This window comes from Cryobacterium sandaracinum, assembly GCF_004403415.1.
GTDB lineage: Bacteria > Actinomycetota > Actinomycetes > Actinomycetales > Microbacteriaceae > Cryobacterium > Cryobacterium sandaracinum.
The window spans coordinates 1-22,375 of sequence record NZ_SOGO01000018.1 but is presented as its reverse complement, the minus strand read 5'-3'; the positions used below and the strand labels follow the sequence as shown (position 1 = coordinate 22,375).

The following is a 22,375-nucleotide window of genomic DNA, read 5'->3' as shown; positions in this document are numbered from 1 at the left end:
GAAACAGAAGGAACAGAAGGAACAGATGGAATGGAAGTAGAGAAGGAACAGAAGGAACAGAAGAAACAGAAGAAACAGAAGGAACAGAAGGAACGGAAGGAACAGAAGGAACGGAAGTAGCGAAGGAACGGAAGGAAAAGGGTGGAGAGAAGGACTACTCCTTCACCGCCCCATCGGTGGTGTTCATGATGCGTTTCTGGAAGATGAAGAACATCACCGCGACCGGGATGGTCATGATCGCCGCCGCGGCCAGCTTGAGTGGGTATTGCGTGCCCTGGCTGAGCTGCCCGGAGGCCAGTGACGCCACGCCCTTGGTCAGCGTCGTCAGCTCGGGGGACTGCGTGGCCACGATGAAGTGGGACAGCTCGTTCCAGGACCCTTGGAACGACAGGATGATGATGGTCACCAGGGCCGGCCGGGCCATCGGCAGAACGATCGACCAGAACACCCGGAAGGTGCCGGCCCCGTCGATGCGTGCCTGCTCCTCCACACTCGCCGGAATCGACTCGAAGAAGTTCTTCATGATGAAGACGCCCGCGGCATCCGTGAGCAGCGGCACGATCATTGCAACGTAGGTGTCGTAGATGCCGAGCTGGTTGATCACCAGGAACTTCGGGATCAGGAGCACGACCCCGGGCACGCTCATCACGGCGATGAGCAGCGCGAAGATCACGGTGCGGCCCCGGAAGTGCAGCCGCGCGAGGGCGTAACCGGCCAGGGAATTGAAGAAGACGCGGCCGAGGGTGACGAAGACGGTGACGATGGCGGAGTTCTGGAACCAGACCGGGAAGTCCGAGTTGAGGAACAACCTCTCGTACGCGGCCGTGGACCAGGTCTGCGGCAGCAGCGACATGGGATTGCTGGCGGCATCGCCATCCGTTTTGAAGGAGGTGGCGACCTGAATCAGAAACGGGGCGATGTAGATGATCGCCAGCACGACCAGGATCGCGTACAGCAGTGACCGGCCGGCGATCGCGCGGGTCGGCAACTGTTCTCGGCCCAGGGCGCGCAGGCGTCGGGAGGGAGAGACGGTGCGCTCGCGGGTTCTCACCGTGGTGCTCATTTCGAACCTCCGGATGTCGGGCTCTGCAGATACGGACGCATCCGCCGGTTGGAGACCTTGCGTTCGGCGAGCAGAGCGCGCTGGAACAGCGTGAAGGCCACGATGATGACGAACAGGATGAAAGCGATCGCGGCGCCCTGGCCCCAGGCCTGGTTGGTGAAAGCGGCCTGATAGGAGAGATAGGCCGGAGTGAGCGTGGTCTTGCCTGGTCCACCCTGCGTGCCGGTATAGATCTGGTCGAAGACCTGCCAGGCACCGATCAGGCCGAGGGTGAGCACGGTGAAGAGGGTCGGTCGCAGCTGGGGGAGGGTGACCCGCCAGAACCGCTGCCAGCCGTTGGCGCCGTCCATCATGGCGGCCTCGACGACGTCGCCGCTGAGGTTCTGCAACGCGGCGATGAACAGCAGCATGAACGTGCCGCTGGTGGTGAACACGGCCATCAGGATGAAGGCGCTCATGGCCACGGATGGCCCGGCGAGCCACTCCCAGAAAGAGATTCCGAGGAACGTGTTGCCCGTGAGCGCGGCTGGGCCGGTCTCGACGCCGAACGCTCCGAGGATGTTGTGCAGCACGCCGCTGGGGTCGTTGAACCAGTTCGGTCCGTTGACGCCGATGAACGCCAGCAGTTTGTTGACGGCGCCGCTGGCGCTGAACAGGAACAGCCAGAGCACCGTGATGGCCACCGAGCTGGTCACCGACGGGAAATAGAACGCGGTGCGGAAGAAGCCGCGGCCGCGCAGGATCTGCCGGTTGACCAGCACGGCCAGCAGCAGCGACAGCATGGTCTGGGTCGGCACGACCAGGAGGACGTACCAGGCGTTGTTACGCAGCGCTATGCCGAAGTCCTGTTCGGCCAGGCCGCCGCCGCCGACCAGGGCGGAGTAGTTGTCGAGGCCCACGAACGACACTGTGCCGCTGAAGGGGCTGCCGCGGCCGTTCCAGTCGGAGAAGCTGACCCAGAGGGCCATCAGCACCGGGATGACCAGGAACAAGCCGAGCAGGATGATCATCGGGGCGGTGAAGAGCCACCCCGAGGCGGTCTCGCCGCCCCGGATATTCGAGCGGCGAGCCGTGCGTGCAGGCGTCGACATGGTGGACTACTTCAGCAGTGCTTCGAGGTTCTTCTGCACGGAATCGAGAATCGCTTGCGCGTCCCCGGTCTTCAGCGACTCGAGCTGGGCGTTCAGGTCGCTCGTGACATCCGCGGCGCCCTGCACGTTGGGCACGCCCTTGGCGTAGTCGGCGCCGTCGAGGAAGGCCACCAGGGTGGGGTTGGCGCTCTTCCAGTCTTCGGCGGCCGACTTGATCGAGGGCATCGGGCCGAATTCTTCCGAGAAGGTGAGCTGGGCATCCTTGCTGGTGAGCTGTTCGACGAGCTCGAGCGCGCCGGCCTGGTTGGGGCTGTCGGCGGCGATGCCCCAGCAATTGGTGAACTGCAGGGTGCCCTGGCCCTCCGGGCCTGCAGGCAGCTCGGCGACCGTGTAGTTGACGTCGGGGAAGTCGCTCTTCATCGCGCCCGTGATCCAGTTGCCCTCAATGGTCATGGCCGAGAGCTGCTTGCCGAACGCCTCGCCACCCCACCCGGCACCGATTTCGCTGGCGTAGCTCATCACCCCGTCGTTCAGGAGGGTCTGCGCGTATTCGAGGCCCGCGACGTTCTCCGCGCTGTTCGCGGTGACCTCGGTGTTGTCTTCGCTCATCAGGCTGCCGCCGGCCTGGGCCATGAACGCGCCCAGACGGGCGTATTCGCCGCCGAGGGCGAGTCCGACCTGGCTGTCGGTCGTGAGCGTCTTGCTGACGGCCGCGAGCTCGTCCCAGGTGGTGGGGATGTCGGCATCCGTCAGCCCGGCCTGAGCCCAGAGGTCGTCGTTGATGATCAGACCCAGGGTCGAGAAGTCCTTCGGCGCGCAGTAGAAGTCGCCCTCGTACGTGAAGGAACTGACCAGGCTCGGGTAGAAGTCGTCCTTGTTGGCCAGATCGTCGCCGTAGGCCAGGAGCGAGCCGTTCGAGGCATAGCCGGCGAGCGCATCCGTCGACAGGTAGAAGACGTCGGCGGGCTTCTGGGCCGCGAAGCCCTGGGCGAGCTGCTGGTTGAGGTCGCTGGCGACGCTGACCTTGGCGTCGGTGCCAGAGGTCTCGGACCAGGCGGCCACGGCGGCGTTGACGGAGGCGGTCTCGGCGTCGCCGCTGGAACCGATCAGAATGTTGAGCCCCTGGGTGGAATCGCTCGTGAGCTCTCCGCCCGAATCGGCGGTGTCGCCGCCGAAGCCGGATCCGGAACCGCACGCGCTGAGGGTGAGGGCGCCGGCCACGGCGAGCCCGGTTCCGATCAGCCAGCGGGAGTTGCGTCGTTGCATCTTGTTTCTCCTTGAGTCGCGCATCGATGCGCGTTTGCTTGTGTAACGGTCACGATAGCTGAATTCATTTGATCGATCAAACTTTTTTTTGATCGATCTAATCACCGTGTTTCCGCGATCCGTCGAGACACGGTATTCTGTGCAGAACAATATTTGATCGTTCAATTCACGGGGGCAGGCGCGTCCGACAAGGGCATGGGGCAGGAGCGGCGATGGGTGGGTTCCCCACGGTGACGGATGTCGCGCTCGCGGCCGGCGTCTCCAGGCAGACCGTCTCGAATGTGATGAATTCGCCCGGCATCGTGCGCACCGACACCCGCCAGCGGGTCGAGGCTGCCATCGCCGAACTCGGGTACCGGCCGCACGCCTCCGCCCGCCGGCTGCGCACGCGGCGCAGCTCGACCATCGGCATCCGGCTGGACCCGGTGATCGACGGCATCTCCGGTTCGGTGCTCGACCGGTTTCTGCACGCCGTGACCGAGCAGGCCGACGCCCAGGGGCTGCGGGTGCTGCTGTTCACGGCCACGAGCCCCGAAGACGAGATCATCCAGTTCCGGCGCCTGAACGACGGCGCGGATGTCGATGGTTTCGTGCTCACGTCGACGTTCGCCGGCGACCCACGCACCCGATGGCTGATCGAGAACGGCATCTCCTTCGTCACCTTCGGGCGGCCGTGGGGAGTCGACGATATGAACGACCCGCAGCACCTGTGGGTGGATGTGGATGGCTGGTCCGGCCTGCACGCTGCCACGCGGACACAGCAGGAGACCGGAGCCCGGCGCATCGCCTACATCGGCTGGCCCAGCCCGTCGGGCACCGGCGATGACCGCCGACGAGGCTGGTACGACGCGATGATCGAACGCGGCGACGTCTCGGAGCGGGACTTGGCCGAGCTGGAGATCGTCACCACTGACGGCGTCAGCCAGGGCACCGCGGCCATGCAGCAGTTGCGGCAGAACGCCGGCCAGATCGATGCCGTGCTCTGCGCGAGCGACTCGCTCGCCCTCGGGGCGATGATCGCGAACCCCGAGCGTTTGCCCGTCACCGGCTACGACAACACCCCCATCGCCGCCGCGATCGGGCTTTCCAGCGTCGACCAAGCAGTGGACGAGGTGGCCGCCGGAGTGCTCGAACTGCTCACCGGCGAGTTCGGCGGCAAGGTGCACGGAGCCCCCGAGTCGGCCGAACCCCGGCACCGGATGGTCACGCCCCGGCTGGTCGTGCGCGAGTTCGCCGCCATCCCGATGGACGTGCCGCGGTAGCCGCTAGCATGACGCCATGACTCTCCCCGAGGTTGTCGGACTCCCTGTTTCTATCGGTGTCCCCGTCCCTCTCGCTTTCGCCCTGCCCGACGCGTGGAACCTCGCCGGTCGTACGGCCCTGGTCACCGGGGCCGGCAGCGCCTCCGGGATCGGATTCGCCGCGGCACGGATGCTGGGTGAGCTCGGTGCACACGTCGTGCTCACCGCCACGACCGAACGCGTGCACGAGCGAGCGGCTGAGCTGACGGAACGGGGCATCGCGGCATCCGGCATCGTCTGCACCCTCCACGCCGAGGCCGGCGCGCTGGCGCTCGCCGACTCCCTCGCGACCGCCGGGCTGGCGCCCACGATTCTGGTGAACAACGCGGGCATGGTCGCGGTCGGCGACGCCGAGATGCTGCACGGCGACGTGAGCACCACGTTGCCGGACGAGTGGGACCGCGGCCTCGCGATCAACCTATCGACTGCCTTCCACGCCACGCGCACCGTGATCGGCTTCATGCACGCGGCGGCCTGGGGGCGCATCGTCACAGTGTCCAGCGTGTCTGGGCCGGTGATGGCGTCGCGCGGGGACCTGACGTATGCGGCCGCGAAGGCTGGTCTGGCCGGGCTCACCCGAGCGCTCGCCGTGGATGAGGCCTGGCTCGGCATCACCGCCAACGCGGTCGCACCGGGCTGGATCGAGACCGGGTCGCAGCTGGAGAGCGAGGCAGTCGAGGGCGCGCTCGTGCCCGTCGGGCGCAGCGGCACGGCTGCCGAGGTGGCCTCCGTGATCGCCTGGCTGGCCTCGCCCGGCGCGTCATACGTCACCGGCCAGACGATCGTCGTCGACGGCGGTAACAGCGTGGCGGAGGAGCGCCGCTAGCGGCGGCCGGTCCGGCAGACGGTGCGGCGGCCGGTCCGGCAGCCGGTGCAGTTGAATAGACGGGTGACTTCTGCACTGATCGACCGGCTTCGCGCCGACCTCGCCGCCGCCAACTTCTCGGTCTCGGCCCTCACTGGCCTGTGGGGGATCGAAGCGGATGCCGCGTTGCGCCGCAACCAGCGGGTCCCGGCGCTTCGGGGGCTGGACGGTCTCCGGGAGAGGCTCGGGCACGCCGAACCCTGCGCCACACTGGCTCGCCTGTTCGTTCTCGGCCTGCCCGTCGACCGTGCGGATCTCGATGTCGCCCTCCCCGCGCTGGGTGCCGCCGGGGCCGAGGAGCTCGGCCTCGCGGTATCCGTCGACGCCGGTGTCGACGCCGATGTCGACGCCGATGTCCTTCCGGGTGTCGGCCCTGTCGCATCCGGTGCATCCGTTGCGGCCGGCACCCTCTGCCCGCTCCTCGAACTGCGGCCCTACAGCTTCGTCGACGCGCATGGCGCCGGAAGCTGGTGGATCGTGTCCGACCTGGGAGAGCTCGCACTCGGCCACCCGCTCGGCGAAAGCCATGTGCTCGGGGTGGGTGGGGCATCCCTCACATTGACCGGGCTCCTGATCCCGACCCCGGTGGCCAGCGCCCTCGACCTGGGCACCGGATGCGGAATCCAGGCGATGCACGCGTCCCGGCACGCCGACCGGGTGGTAGCCACCGACATCTCGGTGCGAGCCCTGGAGCTTGCCGCGCTCAACGCCGAGCTGAACGAGATCGGGAATATCGAGTTTCGCCTCGGGAGCCTGTTCGAACCGGTCGCGGGGGAGCGCTTCGACCACATCATCTCCAACCCTCCGTTCGTGATCACCCCGCGTGTGCCGGGTGTGCCGGCCTACGAATACCGCGACGGCGGCCTGGTCGGCGACGCGCTCGTCGAGGCGGTCGTGCGCGGCGCTGCCGAACATCTCACCCCCGGCGGCGTCGCCCAGCTGCTCGGGAACTGGGAGTACCACGCCGGCCAGGATGCCTTCGAGCGTCTGGCCGCCTGGCTCGCCGCCCCCGTCACCCCTGTCACCCCTGTCACCCCTGTCACCCCTGTCACCCCTGTCGCATCCCCTGTCACCCCTGTCGCATCCCCTGCATCGCCAGCTTCCGCCCCGCTGCGCCCTGACGAATTCGACGGAGATTTTGCCCCAAACAGCCTGAATTCGGCGCGTTTGGCCCCTCTGGGAGCAGAATCTCCGTCGAATTCGCACACGCCCGGGGCGGAGGGTGCCGCCGGGGCGGAGGGTGCCGCGGGGGCCGGTGCCGAGGGTGCGCACGGGGGCCAGCAGGAGACCGTGCAGGCCACGGATGCCGCCGCACTCGACGCCTGGATCATCGAACGCGAGGTGCAGGCCCCCACGCTCTACGCCGAGACGTGGATCCGCGACGGCGGCACCCGCTCCGACACCGCCGACTTCGACCTCCTCTACGGGGCCTGGCTCGACGACTTCGCGGCGCGCGGCGTGAGTCAGGTCGGCTTCGGCTACATGCTGCTGCGCCGCCCGGCCGCCGGCACCCCCACCTTCCGTCGGCTCGAACGCCTCCCCGGCACCCTCGGCCACAATCCAGGAGGCATGGGCAGCCATCTTGCCGCTTGCCTCGCCGCCCACGACTGGCACGCGGCAACGGATGACGCCCGCCTCGCCCGCGCGCGGCTCGCCGTCGCATCCGATGTCACCGAGGTACGGCACTACTGGCCCGGCCAGGAGGACCCCACCCTGATGACGCTGCACCAGGGCACCGGCTTCGGTCGGTTGATCGCGCTGGACACCGGCCTCGCCGCCCTGGTCGGCGCCTCTGACGGCGAGCTCGACGTCGGCTCGATCGTCGCTGCGCTGGCCGAACTGCTCGACGTCGATGAGCGCGAACTCGCCGCGGACCTGCTCCCGCGCGTGCGGGAGCTGCTCGAGGACGGCTTCCTGCAGCATCGGCTCGCCTGACGTGCTGTGTGCTGCCATCGTCTGCTGCCAGCCACGTGCTGTGAGCTGACGCGCTGACGAGGACCCCGCCCGCCACCAACGCACGCTAGACCGCCACCAGCGCACGCTAGACCGCCACCGCGTCACCGGCGAACGCAAACTCGGAGATTTTCGCGAAACGCCGTATTTCAGGGTGGGATGCCGCGTGTCGCGACAATCTCCGAAGTAACGTGCGCACACCCCACCCCACCCCCACCCGACCGGCCACTTCACCCGGCTCTGCGGTAGCTTGGTCGTACTGCCCGGCCCGCTCGGAGAGGAGGACGTCGGCGCCATACCTGGCGCCGAGACAGCGATGAAACGACGAACCTTTCTGCTCGGCTCAGTCTCCGGCCTGGGCCTGGTCGCGCTCACCGCGTGCGTGACGCCGACTCCGCGGCCCTCGGCATCCGTCACGCCGAAGCCGACGTCGACACCCTCGCTCGTCCCGAAGCCGGCGGCCATGCGCCGCACATCCTGGTCGGCCGACCCGTTCGCCCGCGGCTCCTTCAGTTACCCCGCGGTGGGCGCCACGCCCGAGCAGCGCGCCGCGCTCGGCCAGCCCGTCGACGACCGCCTCTTCTTCGCCGGTGAGGCCACCTCCACCGACGCGCCGGGCACGGTGCAGGGCGCCCGCGATTCAGGGAAGCGCGCCGCCCGCGACGTGCTCGCAGCGGCGAGCCTGGGGGAGCGCATCGCCGTGATCGGCGCCGGAATCGCCGGACTCACCGCGGCCCGAGACCTGCAGGACGCCGGCTTCGACGTGTTCCTGGTCGAGGCCCGCGACCGCATCGGCGGCCGCATCGACACCGTCACCGACAAGGACTGGCCATTCCCGATCGAGCTCGGCGCGGCTTTCGTCCGGCGCACCGGCCAGACCACCCTCGACGAGGACCTCACCGACCGCGGCGTCGCCACGGCCCCCTTCACCGATCCGCCGGAGGTCCGCACCGCGGCCGGCACGGTCGTGGAGGTGCCCGACACCGGCGCGCAGGCGGTCGCCACGGCGCTGGCCTGGGCCGCCGAGCAGCCCACCGACGTGTCCATCGCGCAGTCCCTTGCTGATTCGGGAGCCTCCAAGCTCTCGACGACGGATGCCGACACCGGCGTTTCCGACGCCGACTGGCTCGACTACCAGATCACGGTGGTGCTCGACCCACTGGCAGGGGGCCCCGTTCCGGAGCAGTCCTCCTGGTACTCGGACGCCAACCCTCAGGCCGACCCTGACACCGACCCCGGCGAGGATCGTATCGTGCTGGGCGGCTTCGCCACCCTGCTTACCGACCTCAGCGACGGCATCGACATGCTCGGGTCGAGCGTGGTCACCAAAATCGCCTACAGCGAAGCCGGCACCAGCCTCCGGCTCGGCACCGGCGAGTCGCTCTCCGCCGACCGGGTCGTCGTCACCGTGCCGCTGGGGGTGCTGAAGACCACGGTGATGGAGTTCGACCCGCCGCTGCCCTTCACGCACCGCGGCGCCATCTCGGCCCTGGGCATGGGCACGCTCGACAAGATCTGGCTGCAATTCGACAAGCCGTTCTGGGACACGGATGCCCCGCTCTGGTCCACGGTCGGCGGCGACGACGACTTCCGCGTCTGGATCAACATGGTTCCGCTCACCGGCGAACCGGTGCTGGTGGGCCTGGTTGCGGCGGAGACCGCTCTGCGCCTCGCGGAGGTCGACGACGACGAGTTCCTCGCCGCCGCCTTGAGCAGCCTCGAGCCGTTCTACTCGGCCGTGCCGACCGACAACCCGACCACGGAGTAGGTCCGCACCACGCCGCTCCCCGAATCCCGGGCCGGCGCCTCGCGATTGTCAACCCGTCTTATTTCTGAGATTCGTGGTGTACTCACCTGCCAACGTCCAGTCGATGAATTCTGGCTCCCATTCGGGGCACGTTCTCATGCAGTCGCAGCCCGTCGTGGTGCAGCGCCCAGAGGTCCAGTCGTTATCCTGACTGGCCTTGCCGACGGATTCCTGACGGGTGGATGCCCCCGTTCCAGGCCGGGCTCGTTCCGCTGGCCATCCCAGTGCGGTCGTCACCGGGATGCACCACCCCCGCCCGCGACTGCTCCACTTTTCTGCTTGACCGTGCGATTGCTGTGCTCCCCATGGATATCCTCCTCGACATCGACATCGACATCGACCGCGAATCCGTCGTCCTTCTGGACGTCGACCCTGACCTGCCCTGTGAAGGCACTCACCACATTCGTGGCCTGAGCGGGCACCAACCCACCGCCCCCGGCGCCTACCTGGCGGTCTCGCCGTGCTGCGGCTCCAAGGTAGTGCAATGCACACCCCGGGTCCTCGCGATGCGGGCATCCGGGGTGCTCTACTGCGGCGCCTGCCGGGGCGAGCACCTGACCAGCGAATACACCTTCACGCCGCTGTAGGTTCGCGCCCCTGCGCCCGCGGGGGCAGCCGCGACGTGGCCGTGAGTACGGCGGCGATCGCGATGAAGAGCAGCAGCGCGACCAGGCAGTAGATCACGGTCTCGAGCGGGCCGCGCACCTGCACCGGGTCGAGGAAGAAATACGGGTACCACCCCACGATCGACCCGCGGATGAGCGTGAACACTCCCCAGATCGAGGGCACCACGAGAACCCAGACCAGGATTTTCCAGGGCAGGCGGGCCTTGCCGGCATCCGTCAGCCAGTCAAGGAGTGCGATCGTGGGAATCCAGAAGTGCAGCAACTGGCTCGACCAGGGCACCTCGATCGTGTAGTCCAGCGAGGAGGACTGGATGACGATGGTCAGGAATACGATCCCGGAGACGGTGATGTAGGTCGTCACAAGCAACCGGAACCAGTTCAGCCAGGGTGGGTCGGTCGTGTGCCGAAATGCGACGAATGCGGCAGCGGCGAAGGCGACGATCGCGGCCATACCGCTCTGCACGGTGAAATAGCTGAAGTAGTTGTAGATCTGAAACGTGGCGAAACCGAGCACGTAATCGAAGTAGCCGGCGAGGGCCACCACGCCCAGGCCGGCGAGGAGCAGGCGGCCGATGCCGAACCCGCGGCGCACGGTGTGCACGGGCTGCGTCCGAGAAGTTCGGGCGAGGGCCCGGCGTACGGGTGCCGCAGTGAGTGCGCGCACGCCCGATCTCGTCGCCGCCGAGTGAACGCGCTTCGGGGGGTCCGTCCGAGCGGGATCGGCAGCTCGCGCGCACATGCTCCCACGCTACGCCAGCCGGTCGGGTGCCCGCTGACCTCGGTATCAACCGGATGCCGCCGCTCAGCCGGCCGTTCCGCTCAGAAGCCGATCCGGAACCCGGTCTCGCCGAGCGGCGGAATCGTGGTGACCTCGACCGCCTCGACCCGGGCCGACGGCGGGCCGTGCTGCAGCCACGAGAGCATCACCCAGACGGTTGCCGCGTCGCCCTCCAGCTCGACCTCCACCGCACCGTCCCCGCGGTTGCGCACATGACCCGCGAGCCCGAGTCGGCGCGCCTCGGTCTGGGTGTAGTAGCGGAACCCGACTCCCTGCACCACCCCGCGCACGACAACCTGCTTGCGAACCATGCTTCCAGTGTGCCCCGCCGCAGGCGAGCCCGCATCCATCGTTCACCCGACCCGTTCACCAACCCGCGCTGTGGCTGACTCAGGAGATCCAGCGCGGGCATCCGTCGTGCACCGAAAATCCCACGGAAACACGCGGATGCCCCTAACCGGCCCGAGCATTCTCCTGAGTTAGCCACGCGGGGTGGGGGTTAGTCACGCGGGGTGGGGGTTGGCCACGCGGGGTGGGGGTTGGCCACGCGGGGTGGGGGTTGGCCACGCGGGGTGGGGGTTGGCCACGCGCGGTGGGGGAGACGCGCAGCCGGAGTGCTCCGGCCAGCCCGAAGCCAGATGCTGCCGCCATGGCCCTGCACCGCCAACCCCCGATTCAGGCGGAGTCACGCCAGACGATCGGAGTCTCGAGCAATATGCCCTCGGCCGGCTGCTCTTCGCCGCGCAACTGGCCCAGCACGCACTCGGCCGCCCGCTCACCGAGGCCGAAGGCGGGCTGGTGCACGGTGGACAGGTGCGGCTGGGTGCGCAGCGCCCAGGAGCTGTCGTCGAAGCCGACGATGCCGACGTCTCCGGGAATGGTGCGCCCGGCATGGCGCAGCGCCTCCATAGCACCGGCCGCGACCGCGTCGGAGGCGGCGAACACGCCGTCGATCAGCGGGTCACGCTGAAGCAGCGCACGCATGCCGAGGGCCCCGTCGGTGAAGGTGTACAGCGGAACGCGGGCCACGAGAGCCGGGTCGAAGCGGTCGCCGAGGGCATCCGTGAAGCCGGCCAGACGGTCGGCGCCGGAGTCGCGGTCGAGCGCGGCGGCAATCATGCCGATGCGCGTGCGGCCGGTCTGCATGAGGCGTTCGGTGATGGCGCGCGCCGACGCCCGGTTGTCGATGCCCACGAAGGGAAGCTGGCGCAGGTCGGGCGGATGTCCCACAAAGGCGGCCGGAAGGCGCAGCTTCTCGATCACCCGGGTGATCGGGTCTTCCTGGCGAGCGGAGACGATGACGACCCCGTCGACGAAACCGCCGCTGAGGTAGCGGGCGACGCGCTCGGTGTCGCGCTGGGAGTCGATGACCAGGCTGACCATCTGGTAGTCGGCGCGGGAGAGCACGGTGTTGGCGCCGAGTAGGATTCCGCCGATGTTGGGGTCGTCCAGAAACAGGGAGTGCGGCTCGTGCACGATGAAACCGACGGCCTCCGAGCGCTGCATGACCAGGCTTCGGGCTGCGTTGTTCGGCACATAACCGACCTTCTCGATGGCCGCCTCGATGGCGATGCGGGCCGACGCCGAGACGTAGGGCTCGTCGTTCACGACCCGGCTGACCGTGCCGCGGGAGACTCCGGCTTCCACGGCGACGTCGTGGATCGTCGCGCGTTTGCGTCGAGACGGGATTGTCACCATTCGATAACTGTAACGCTCCCGCACACACTCCGCGCTTGACACGACCGCCGGGAGATACATACTCTGTGTACGTTCACAGAAAACCCGACGGAGTGTTTTTCTCCCGACTCTGTGCACGTTCACAGAACAGTTAGCACAGAGTCGTCACCACGGTGTCGTCACCACGAAGTGCACGCCACAGTCAGGGAGCACATGAACTCGCGAGCAGCCACTTCGAACGGTGCGGCCCCGGCCCACCCGTTCGTGCACGAGGGCATCGCCTACGGCTGTGACTACAACCCGGAGCAGTGGGGTCCCGAGACCTGGGCCGAGGACGTGCGCCTCATGCGCGAGGCCGGCGTCGACCTGGTGGCCATCAACATCTTCGGCTGGTCGCACCTCGAGCCGCGTGCGGGCGAGTACGACTTCGACACCCTCGACACGATCATCGAGCTGCTCCACGCCAACGGGATCCGGGTCAACCTCGGCACCGGCACCTCGTCGCCGCCGCCGTGGCTGACCACACTTCACCCCGAGATCCTTCCGGTCGCCGACGACGGCACGACCCGTTTCCCCGGCGGTCGCCAGGCCTGGTGCCCGAGCTCGGCCGTGTTCCGTGAGCACGCGCTGGCCCTGGTCGAAAAGGTCGCCGAGCGGTACGGCCACCACCCGGCCATCGCCCTCTGGCACGTGTCCAACGAATTGGGCTGCCACAACGCGCTCTGTTACTGCGACGACACCGCCGCCGCGTTCCGTCTCTGGCTTCAGGCGCGTTACGGCACCATCGATGCTCTCAACGCAGCCTGGGGTACCTCCTTCTGGAGCCAGCGGTACGGCCAGTGGGCTGAGATCCTCACCCCGCGGCTCACGCTGTCCAGCCACAACCCCGGCCAGGTGCTCGACTTCCACCGGTTCAGCTCCGCCGAACTGCTCGACTACTATCGGCGCGAGAGCGCGGTGCTGCGCCGCCACTCGAACGTGGCCGTGACCACCAACTTCATGGTCACCGCGCACATCCGCAACCTCGACTACTGGTCCTGGGCCGGCGACATGGACATCGTCGCCAACGACCACTACCTCGACCACCGCCTCGCCGACCCGGCCACCGAGCTCGCCTTCGCCGCGGACCTCACCCGCGGGCTCGCCCAGGGTGAGCCCTGGCTCCTGATGGAACAGGCCGCCGGTGCCGTCAACTGGCAGCCGCACAACCTGGCCAAGGCGCCCGGCGAAATGACCCGCAACTCCCTCGCCCACGTCGCCCGCGGTGCGGACGGCGTCTGCTTCTTCCAGTGGCGCGCCTCCCCGCAGGGGTCGGAGAAATTCCACTCCGCCCTGGTGCCCCACGCCGGCACCGACACCGTGCTCTGGCGCGAGGTCGTGGCCCTGGGCGCAACCCTGGATCGTCTTGCCGAGGTCACCGGCAGCCGGGTCGTCGCGGATGCCGCGATCATCTTCAGCTGGGAATCCTGGTGGGCAGGCGACGGCGAATCCCGTCCGTCCCACGCTGTGCGCTACCTCGACCAGGTGCACGCCGCCTACGCGGCCCTGCACGAACTCGGCGTCACGGTCGACATCGTCTCCCCGGATGCCGACCTCTCGGGCTACCGCCTCGTCGTCGTCCCGTGCCTCTACCTGGTCTCGGACGCGCAGGCCGAGAATCTCAACACCTACGTCGCCGCCGGCGGCCACGCCCTGATCACCTTCTTCAGCGGCATCGTCGACGTAGACGACCGGGTGCGCACCGGCGGTTACCCCGGCGCGTTCCGCGAGATCCTCGGCATCACAGTGGAGGAGTTCTCTCCGCTGCTGCCCGGCCACGTTCTCGCTCTCGACACCGGCGCCGCCGCGAGCCTGTGGAGCGAACGCCTGCGCGTCGACACCGCCGAGGTGGTCGCGAGCTACATCGACGGGCCGCTGCCCGGCATCCCCGCCATCACCCGCAACCGGCACGGAGGCGGCACCGCCTGGTACGTCGCCACCGCGCTGGAGGCCGGCGCCCTGCGGGACGTCCTGCGCAGGATCGCCCAGGAGGCTCGGGTCACCGCGGTCGGCCCGGAGCGCACCGGAGCCATCGAGGTCGTGCGCCGCGTGAGCTCCACCAACAGCTATCTGTTCATCATCAACCACGGTTCGGGCGACGTCGAGCTTCCGGCCGCCGGCCACGAGCTCGTCACCGACGAACCCGTCGGTCGAATCGTGCGCGTGCCGGCCGGAGCCGTCCGCGTGATCAGAGAGGACCCCTCATCATGAGCGCACCTGCCGTTCCCCTGACGGATGCCCCGGGCAGCGCTGCCCGAAAGAGACCCCGCGCCGCCAAGCCAGCCAAGGCCCCCGGAGCGAAGCCCCGCGTGCAGCACACGGGCGCGATCCTCGCGTTCGTGCTGCCGTTCGGCACCCTGTTCGCCCTGTTCTACCTCGTCCCGATCGGCTACGCGATCTACCAGTCACTGCTCGTGATCGAGCGCGAGGGCACCTTCGGCCAAGCCACCGAGGTCTTCGGCGGACTGACCCAGTACATCCTGGTGTTCCAGAATGGGCCGTTCTGGGAGTCGATCACCCGGGTGCTCGCCTTCGGCGCCGTGCAGGTTCCGATCATGCTCGGTCTCGCGCTGCTGTTCGCCCTGTTGCTGGACTCGCCGCTCGTGCGCGGCAAGAGATTCTTCCGGCTGGCGTTCTTCGTCCCCTACGCGGTCCCCGGCGTCATCGCCGCGATCATGTGGGGCTACCTCTACTCACCCAATCTGTCGCCGTTTCGCGCCGTCACCGAGAACATCAACTTCCTCTCGGCCGATCTCGTGCTCTGGGCCATCGCCAACGTCGTCACCTGGGTGTTCGTGGGCTACAACATGCTCATCATCTACTCCGCGCTGCTGGCGATCCCGACCGAACTCTACGAGGCCGCCCGCCTCGACGGCGCCGGCCAGCTGCGCATCGCCTGGTCGGTCAAGATTCCGCTGATCATGCCGGCGATCATCCTGACCGCCATTTTCTCGATCATCGGCACCCTGCAGCTGCTCGCCGAACCGCAGGTCTTCCGCAGCTTCAGCTCGGCCGTGACCAGCACGTTCACCCCGAACCTGACGGTGTACTCCACCTCGTCGATCCCGAACTTCAACCTGGCCGCCGCGTTCTCCGTTGTGCTGGCCCTGGCCACGTTCATCCTCTCCTTCACGTTCCTGAAGTTCACGCAGCGTAAGGAAGCCAAGTGAGCACCCTGACCCCCACCACCCCCGCCAAGCCGGCTCGCGGCATCCGTTCAACCGAGGCGAAGGCACCGCGCGCCCAGCGCGAGAGCCCGTTCGCCCGGGTCAGCGCCATGGTCGTCATGGGCGTCTTCACGATCTACTTCCTGGTGCCGATCTGGTGGCTGCTGGTCGCGGCCTCGAAGAACCGATCCCAGTTCAACAGCACGAACCCGCTCTGGTTCGCCGACTTCTCCCTGTTCGAGAACATCGGAAACCTGGTGGCCTACCGCGACGGCGTCTACCTCAAGTGGATGCTCAACAGCGCGCTGTACGCCGGTGGCGGTGCCCTCGTGGGCACGATCATCGCCGGAATGTGCGGGTACGCACTGGCCAAGTACAACTTCCCGGGACGCGAACTGATCTTCAACGTCGTGCTCGGCGGGGTGCTCGTACCCGCCACGGCGCTGGCTCTGCCGCTGTTCCTGATCTTCAGCCAGATCAGCCTGACCAACACGTTCTGGTCGGTGTTCCTGCCCAGCCTGGTCAGCCCGTTCGGGGTCTACCTCTCCCGCATCTACGCGTCGGCTAGCGTTCCCGACGAACTGATCGAGGCCGCCCGCCTCGACGGCGCCGGCGAACTGCGCACCTTCTTCACGGTCTCGGTGCGGATGATGGTGCCGGCCCTGGTCACCGTCTTCCTCTTCCAGTTCGTCGCCATCTGGAACAACTTTTTCCTGCCGCTGATCATGCTGCGCGACGAGACCCTGTTCCCGGTCACGCTCGGCCTCTACGCCTGGAACTCGCAGGTCAACCAGATCCCCGTGCTGCGCGATTACGTTCTGATCGGCGCCCTGCTGTCGATCATCCCGCTGATCATCATCTTCCTGCTGCTCCAGCGCTTCTGGCGAAACGGCCTCAGCGCCGGTTCGGTGAAGTAGCCGGCCTCACCCCCCCCTTAGCTGCACCACCCCCACCCCCAAGAGAAAAGAAGAACAATGCAGATCAAGAAGAGAGCAGCCGCCGTCGCCTTGCTCACCGCAGCCACGGTCGTTCTGACCGGCTGTGCGTCGGGCTCGAGCACGTCCGGCGGTGGCGACGCCGCCGCCTGCGAACCCTCCGAGGGCAAGGTCGACCTCACGTTCACCACCTGGATCCCCGGGATGGAAGACGTCGCCGCAGTCTGGAATGAGGAGAACCCCGACGTTCAGGTAAAGGTGCAGACCGGCCCGAACGGCAACGGCGGCACGTACCAGAACTTCTTCAACCAGCTCAAGGCCGGCAACGCGCCCGACCTCGGCCAGATCGAATACGACGCCCTCCCGAACTTCCGCGTGCAGGACGGCCTGATGGACCTCGCCGCCTGTGAGGGTGTTCTCGACGCCAAGGACGACTTCGTGGACTGGACCTGGGGACAGGTCAACTTCGGTGAAGAAGACGCAGCCTACGCGGTGCCGCAGGACGCCGGGCCCATGGCGATGTTCTACCGTGCCGACCTCTTCGCCGCCAACAACATCGCGATCCCGACCACCTGGGAAGAATTCGCGGTTGCCGCCGAAGCCGTGCGCGCCACCGGCGGCTACATCACCAACTTCTCGCAGAGTGACATCAACCAGTTCGCCGGATTCGTCTGGCAGGCCGGGGGAAGCTGGTTCGAGAACGACGGCGAGAACTGGACCATCGACCTGACCAGCCCCGAGTCGGTCAAGGTCGCCGACTACTGGCAGGACCTGATCGACCGCGACCTCGTCTCGACCAACCCGCCGTGGACCGACGAGTGGAACAACGCCTACAACACCGGATCCAACTGGACCTGGAACTCCGCAGCCTGGGGTGCGAACTCCATCGCCAGCGGCGCTCCGGACACCGCCGGCAACTGGTCCGTCGCCCTCTCCCCGCAGTGGGCTGCCGGCGAGAACGCCGCCGGCAACTGGGGTGGCTCGTCCACCGCAGTCTTCAAGGGCTCCGAGCACCCCTACGAGGCGGCCCAGTTCGCGCTGTGGCTGAACACCTCTGACGAGGCGCTCACGATGCTGAACAAGTCGGCCAACCTGTACCCGGCCGCCAAGAGCGGCCTCGAACTGCCGGCCCTCAAGGAAGGCGTCGAGTTCTACGGCGGCCAGGCCATCTACGACGTGTTCGCCGAGGCATCCGATCACGTCTCGCCCGACTTCATCTGGGGCCCGACCATGACACAGGTCTACAACGACACCTCCGACGGCTTCAAGGGTGCCGTCACCGGTAGCGGAACTCTGACGGATGCTCTCACGAGCGCCCAGCAGAGCACGATCGACGCTCTCGAGGCTCAGTCGATCCCGGTCACCAAGTAGCATCAGCTCCACTGTGTCGATTCCCTACCTCCGTGCCGCGGGTACCAGCCTTGTGCTGGATGCCCGCGGCACGGGCGTGCCCGTCATCGTGCACTGGGGTGCCGACCTGGGTGACCTGAACGGTGAACTGCTGGAAACGCTGGCCGACGCATCCGTGCCGGCCATCTCGCCGAGTTCGATCGACGTGCCCCTGCGGCTCTCGCTACTGCCCACCCTCGCGGCAGGCTGGAGCGGGCGTCCGGGCGTGAGCGGGTTCCGGCCCGGTGGGCGCGGCGGCGTGGCCCTCGATCTGCGCCTCACCGAGGTTCAGTCGGGCGGTGTGCGGGCGGGCGTGCCGTCTGCCTCCGGCCGCACGCTGCCCGGCACACAGGCCCTGACGATCTTTCTAACGGATGCCGCGGCTCAGGTGACCGTGCGCACCGACCTCGAACTCTCGGTCGAGGGTGTGCTGCGACTGCGCCACACCCTCACCAACACCGGTGACGACCCTGCCTCCGCACCCTTCGAGCTCGGCTCGCTCGACGTCATCCTGCCGGTGCCCGACCGCGCCGGGGAACTGCTTGACTTCACCGGGCTGTGGACCCACGAGCGTCGGCCGCAGCGCAGTACGCTCGGCCACGGCGTGTGGAGCCGGGAGTCCCGTCACGGCCGCCCCGGCCACGACGACTCCTATCTGATGGCGGCCGGAACGCCCGGGTTCGGCTTCCGCACCGGCGAGGTATGGGCCACCCACTTGGCCTGGAGCGGCGACAAACACGTCTGGGCCGAGAACAGCGCGCTGGGCTACTCGGCGCTCGGCAGCGGCGAGCTGCTGGCACCCGGCGAGCTGAGAGTGGCCCCCGGCGCGAGCCACACCACCCCGTGGACGGTGGCCGTGTACTCGGCTGCCGGGCTGGACGGGCTCTCGGCGCGGCTGCATCCGTGGGTCCGTTCCTGGTCGACCATCACCGGGCACCGCCCGGTCGTGCTGAACACCTGGGAGGCCGTGTACTTTGACCACGACCTGACGACTCTGGCCCGCCTGGCCGACGCGGCGGCCGTGGTCGGGGTGGAGCGCTTCGTGCTCGACGACGGCTGGTTCACCGGCCGCTCGGACGACCGGCGGGCCCTCGGAGACTGGTTCGTCGACCCGGTCACCTGGCCCGGCGGATTGCACCCGCTGATCGAGCATGTGCACGCGGCCGGCATGGACTTCGGTCTCTGGGTCGAACCCGAAATGGTCAGCGCCGACTCGGACGTCGCCCGCGCGCACCCGGAGTGGGTGCTCGGCGGGGTGGACGCGGCTGGTGTCGGGGGTTCTGGGGCCGTTATTGGTTCGGCATCCGTCGGTGTTTCGTCGCCGGCGCTGACCTGGCGGTTCCAGCGCGTGCTCGACCTCGGCAACCCGGATGCCTTCGGCTGGGTGTTCGCCCGCCTCACCGCCCTGCTCAACGAGTACCCCATCGCCTACCTGAAGTGGGACCACAATCGCGACCTGCTGGCCGGCTCCGCCCACCGGCAGACGGTGGCGCTGTACCGGCTTATCGATGCCGTGCGTGCCGAGCACCCGGGCGTCGAGATCGAGTCCTGCGCGTCGGGGGGAGCCCGGGTCGATCTCGGAATTCTCGAGCGCGTCGATCGGGTCTGGACAAGCGACACCAACGACCCGCTCGAGCGGCAGCAGATCCAGCGGTACTCGAGCGTGCTCCTACCGCCGGAGTACCTCGGCGGGCATCTCGGCGCGGCCACCGCACACACCACCGGGCGCACCTCCGAGCTCAGTTTCCGGCTGGCGACCGCCCTGTTCGGCAGCGCCGGCATCGAGTGGGACCTGACCCGCGCGAACGAGTCCGAGCGGGTGCAGATCGCCACCTGGATCGCCCGCTACAAGCAGCTGCGGCCGCTGCTGCACTCCGGTGTCGTCGTTCGGGCCGACCCCAGCGACCCGGCCCTCGAGCTGCACGGTGTCGTCTCGCCCGACCAGAACTCGGCCCTGTTCGCCCAGGTGGCGCTCGCCGCCCCGCGCGCGGCACTGCCGGAGCGGATGCGGTTCCCCGGTCTCGCGCCCGAGCGGCGCTACCGGGTGGCACCGCTTTCGCTCGGCGTGCCCCCGCGCACGATCCAGGATGCCCCGCCGGCCTGGCTGGCGGAGCCAGGCTCGTCCGGTGCCGCCGGTGCTTTTGGTACCGACGGTTCAGTGACGCTGACCGGAGCTGTGCTCGCTCTCGTCGGGCTGCCCGCGCCGCTGCTCGCCCCGGAGCAGGCCGCGCTCTTCACCGTCGACGCGGTCGACGGCCGCCGCTGAGCAGTCACCGACCAGGCATCCGTCACCCGGGCCGAGCAGGTGGGCGGTGCAGGTCGTGGCAGGTTTCGCCCGGTTGCGGTCGGGTTGCGGCACCGAAAAACCAGCCCCGGGCAGTACCCTCATCGAAGCACTCGCCTCGGGGAGACCGCCTCCGCGGGGCACCCTCGCACCGAAGGAACTGTCATGAAAATCGAGAACATCGAACTGCGGCGCGTGCACATTCCCCTCGTGCGGCCCTTCCGCACCTCGTTCGGCACGTCGACCGAGCGGGCGGTCACGATCGTGCGGGTGACCACCGCGGATGCCGAGGGCTGGGCCGAGTGCGCCGCCGATACGAGTCCGCTCTACAGCTCGGAGTTCCTCGACGGCAGCGACCTCGTGATTCGCGACCACCTGATCCCGAGGCTGCAGGCGCTCGGCGACCGGCTCACCGCCGAACGCGTCGCCGGGGCCGTGGAGCCGGTGAAGGGGCACGCGATGTCCAAGGCCGCGCTGGAAACGGCCATCCTCGACGCGCAGCTGAAGGAGGCCGACATCTCGTTCGGCGGCTACCTCGGCGCCGTGCGCGACACGGTGCCGGCCGGTGTGTCGGTGGGCATCATGGACTCGATCGACGAGCTGCTCGAGGCCGTGGCCGGCTACCTGGAGGAGGGCTACCTTCGGATCAAGCTCAAGATCGAGCCCGGTTGGGACCTCGAGCCGGTGCGTGCCGTGCGCGAGCGCTTCGGCGAGGAGCTGCTGCTGCAGGTCGACGCGAACACCGCATATACCCTCGCGGATGCCCGTCACCTCGCCCGGCTCGACCCATTCGACCTGCTCCTGGTGGAGCAGCCGCTGAAGGAGGACGACCTGCTCGGCCACGCCAACCTGGCGAAACGGATCAGAACCCCCATCTGCCTCGACGAGTCGATCGAATCGGCCCGGGATGCGGCCACTGCCATCACCCTCGGTGCCTGCAGCATCATCAACGTCAAGCCGGCGCGGGTGGGCGGCTACCTGGAGGCCCGTCGCATCCACGATGTGGCGGCCGCGCACGGTGTGCCCGTCTGGTGCGGCGGAATGCTTGAAACCGGAATCGGCCGGGCGGCGAATGTGGCCCTGGCCGGGCTGCCGAACTTCGTGCTGCCGGGGGACACGTCGGCCTCCAGCCGATACTACGAACAGGACCTGACCGCGCCGTTCGTGCTCGAGAACGGGCACCTGCGCGTTCCCACGGGACCGGGCATCGGCGTGGAGGTGCTGACCGATGTGCTGGCCGGCGTCACGGCATCCGTCACCGACATCAGATTTTAGACCTGACGGCTGACGGATGTCCCGCAGCGCAGCGAGCCTGAGCGAGCAGCTAGCCTGAGGGAGAAAGCCTGCACCGCACCGGACCCCTGGAGGACACCAATGCTGTTGACCGCCGACCTGTACGACCAGCGCGGGGAAGACCTGCAATCCGTTTCGCTCCAGTTCCTGAACCTGGGTGGCCTCGCCCGGTTCAGCGGCCCGATCCGCACCGTGACCTGCTTCGAGGACAACGCCCTGCTCAAGTCGGTGCTGTCGACGCCCGCCGCCGGCGAGGTGCTCGTCATCGACGGCGGCGGCTCGCTGAACACGGCGCTGATGGGCGACATGATCGCCGACCTCGCGGTGCAGAACGGCTGGGCCGGCGTGGTGATCAACGGTGCGATCCGCGACCGGGTGGCCATTGGAGGGATGCCGCTGGGCGTGAAGGCCCTCGGCAGCAACCCGCGCAAGAGCTCGAAGGCCGGCGCTGGAGTCACGGATGCCGTCGCCCGGTTCGCCGGCGTGACGTTCACCCCCGGCCGCACGATCTACTGCGACGAAGACGGGATCCTCGTCGAGCGGTGACGCCCAGCGGACGCGACACAGCACGCGCCCGGGCAAGACGCGCGGCGCCACCCGAGGAACCTCACTCAGGTGGAGCCGCTGGTGCGGGGGGCCGACGTCATTGTTGTTCGTTCTGAGTACGCAATTTCAGACCTACTCGGCAACGGTACTTCGTCACCGGTCACCTTGTCACCATCTGCGAGCTAACGATTCGTACCGGCCGGGCGGCGCAGCGCCGCCCGGGCCGGCGATCTCGGCGCAGCTCGGCGCAGCGCCGCCCGGCCGGCGATCTCGGCGCAGCTCGGCTCAGCGCGGC

18 protein-coding genes are annotated in these 22,375 nt (G+C 68.2%); 12 read left to right on the top strand and 6 right to left on the bottom strand.

The window, feature by feature from the left end:
• Nucleotides 1-154 precede the first annotated feature (154 nt).
• From E3T25_RS05900 to E3T25_RS05890, 3 genes are read right to left on the bottom strand one after another with little or no spacing between them, the layout of a single operon-like run.
• Nucleotides 155-1,063 (bottom strand): carbohydrate ABC transporter permease, encoded by a 909-nt coding sequence (locus E3T25_RS05900; protein WP_134373016.1) that lies wholly within the window; start codon nucleotides 1,061-1,063, stop codon nucleotides 155-157.
• Nucleotides 1,060-2,154 carry a carbohydrate ABC transporter permease gene (locus E3T25_RS05895; protein WP_134373013.1) on the bottom strand — a complete coding sequence of 365 codons (1,095 nt, stop codon included), beginning with the start codon at nucleotides 2,152-2,154 and terminating at the stop codon, nucleotides 1,060-1,062. Before E3T25_RS05895 ends, E3T25_RS05900 begins: the two co-directional genes overlap by 4 nt.
• Nucleotides 2,155-2,160: 6 nt before the next feature.
• Entirely contained in the window at nucleotides 2,161-3,420 is a 1,260-nt protein-coding gene (locus E3T25_RS05890) for a sugar ABC transporter substrate-binding protein (protein ID WP_134342176.1), read from the bottom strand.
• A gap of 212 nt (nucleotides 3,421-3,632) precedes the next feature.
• On the opposite strand from E3T25_RS05890, the gene E3T25_RS05885 reads away from it, so the two are divergent.
• The 5 genes from E3T25_RS05885 to E3T25_RS05865 all read left to right on the top strand — a co-directional run bounded on the left by E3T25_RS05885 (nucleotide 3,633) and on the right by E3T25_RS05865 (nucleotide 9,933).
• Nucleotides 3,633-4,682 carry a LacI family DNA-binding transcriptional regulator gene (locus tag E3T25_RS05885; RefSeq protein ID WP_134373010.1) on the top strand — a complete coding sequence of 350 codons (1,050 nt, stop codon included), beginning with the start codon at nucleotides 3,633-3,635 and terminating at the stop codon, nucleotides 4,680-4,682.
• 16 nt (nucleotides 4,683-4,698) lie between these two features.
• Nucleotides 4,699-5,547, top strand: a complete 849-nt coding sequence (locus E3T25_RS05880; RefSeq protein ID WP_134373007.1) for an SDR family oxidoreductase — start codon at nucleotides 4,699-4,701, stop codon at nucleotides 5,545-5,547.
• A 63-nt stretch (nucleotides 5,548-5,610) separates the two neighbouring features.
• Nucleotides 5,611-7,521: a DUF7059 domain-containing protein gene (locus E3T25_RS17350; RefSeq protein WP_241980668.1), complete on the top strand. Its 1,911-nt coding sequence runs from the start codon at nucleotides 5,611-5,613 to the stop codon at nucleotides 7,519-7,521.
• 334 nt (nucleotides 7,522-7,855) lie between these two features.
• On the top strand, nucleotides 7,856-9,307 hold the full coding sequence (locus E3T25_RS05870; RefSeq protein ID WP_134373004.1) for a flavin monoamine oxidase family protein: 1,452 nt from the start codon (nucleotides 7,856-7,858) through the stop codon (nucleotides 9,305-9,307).
• 221 nt (nucleotides 9,308-9,528) lie between these two features.
• A complete protein-coding gene (locus E3T25_RS05865; RefSeq protein ID WP_134373001.1) occupies nucleotides 9,529-9,933 on the top strand; it encodes a hypothetical protein in 405 nt (134 codons plus the stop codon).
• On the opposite strand, the gene E3T25_RS05860 is transcribed toward E3T25_RS05865, so the two are convergent.
• The 3 genes from E3T25_RS05860 to E3T25_RS05850 all read right to left on the bottom strand — a co-directional run bounded on the left by E3T25_RS05860 (nucleotide 9,920) and on the right by E3T25_RS05850 (nucleotide 12,448).
• Entirely contained in the window at nucleotides 9,920-10,573 is a 654-nt protein-coding gene (locus E3T25_RS05860) for a Pr6Pr family membrane protein (RefSeq protein WP_104099339.1), read from the bottom strand. The two genes, E3T25_RS05865 and E3T25_RS05860, sit on opposite strands and share 14 nt — an antisense overlap.
• Before the next feature lie 218 nt (nucleotides 10,574-10,791).
• Nucleotides 10,792-11,061 carry an acylphosphatase gene (locus E3T25_RS05855; protein ID WP_104099340.1) on the bottom strand — a complete coding sequence of 90 codons (270 nt, stop codon included), beginning with the start codon at nucleotides 11,059-11,061 and terminating at the stop codon, nucleotides 10,792-10,794.
• A 364-nt stretch (nucleotides 11,062-11,425) separates the two neighbouring features.
• Nucleotides 11,426-12,448, bottom strand: coding sequence for a LacI family DNA-binding transcriptional regulator (locus E3T25_RS05850; protein WP_104099341.1), 1,023 nt, complete (start codon nucleotides 12,446-12,448; stop codon nucleotides 11,426-11,428).
• A gap of 192 nt (nucleotides 12,449-12,640) precedes the next feature.
• Here E3T25_RS05850 and E3T25_RS05845 point away from each other — a divergent pair, with 192 nt between their 5' ends.
• The 7 genes from E3T25_RS05845 to rraA all read left to right on the top strand — a co-directional run bounded on the left by E3T25_RS05845 (nucleotide 12,641) and on the right by rraA (nucleotide 22,080).
• Nucleotides 12,641-14,677 carry a beta-galactosidase gene (locus E3T25_RS05845; RefSeq protein WP_134372995.1) on the top strand — a complete coding sequence of 679 codons (2,037 nt, stop codon included), beginning with the start codon at nucleotides 12,641-12,643 and terminating at the stop codon, nucleotides 14,675-14,677.
• Nucleotides 14,674-15,636 (top strand): carbohydrate ABC transporter permease, encoded by a 963-nt coding sequence (locus tag E3T25_RS05840; protein WP_104099343.1) that lies wholly within the window; start codon nucleotides 14,674-14,676, stop codon nucleotides 15,634-15,636. Before E3T25_RS05845 ends, E3T25_RS05840 begins: the two co-directional genes overlap by 4 nt.
• Entirely contained in the window at nucleotides 15,633-16,550 is a 918-nt protein-coding gene (locus tag E3T25_RS05835) for a carbohydrate ABC transporter permease (protein WP_369827914.1), read from the top strand. The genes E3T25_RS05840 and E3T25_RS05835 overlap by 4 nt, the downstream gene beginning before the upstream one ends.
• Before the next feature lie 57 nt (nucleotides 16,551-16,607).
• The gene (locus E3T25_RS05830; protein ID WP_104099344.1) at nucleotides 16,608-17,939 is read left to right on the top strand and encodes a sugar ABC transporter substrate-binding protein; all 1,332 of its coding nucleotides are present in this window, start codon (nucleotides 16,608-16,610) and stop codon (nucleotides 17,937-17,939) included.
• A 13-nt stretch (nucleotides 17,940-17,952) separates the two neighbouring features.
• Nucleotides 17,953-20,223: an alpha-galactosidase gene (locus tag E3T25_RS05825; protein WP_134372992.1), complete on the top strand. Its 2,271-nt coding sequence runs from the start codon at nucleotides 17,953-17,955 to the stop codon at nucleotides 20,221-20,223.
• A 183-nt stretch (nucleotides 20,224-20,406) separates the two neighbouring features.
• The gene (gene menC / locus E3T25_RS05820; protein WP_104099346.1) at nucleotides 20,407-21,516 is read left to right on the top strand and encodes an o-succinylbenzoate synthase; all 1,110 of its coding nucleotides are present in this window, start codon (nucleotides 20,407-20,409) and stop codon (nucleotides 21,514-21,516) included.
• A 99-nt stretch (nucleotides 21,517-21,615) separates the two neighbouring features.
• A complete protein-coding gene (rraA, locus tag E3T25_RS05815; protein ID WP_104099347.1) occupies nucleotides 21,616-22,080 on the top strand; it encodes a ribonuclease E activity regulator RraA in 465 nt (154 codons plus the stop codon).
• The last annotated feature ends 295 nt before the right edge of the window (nucleotides 22,081-22,375 follow it).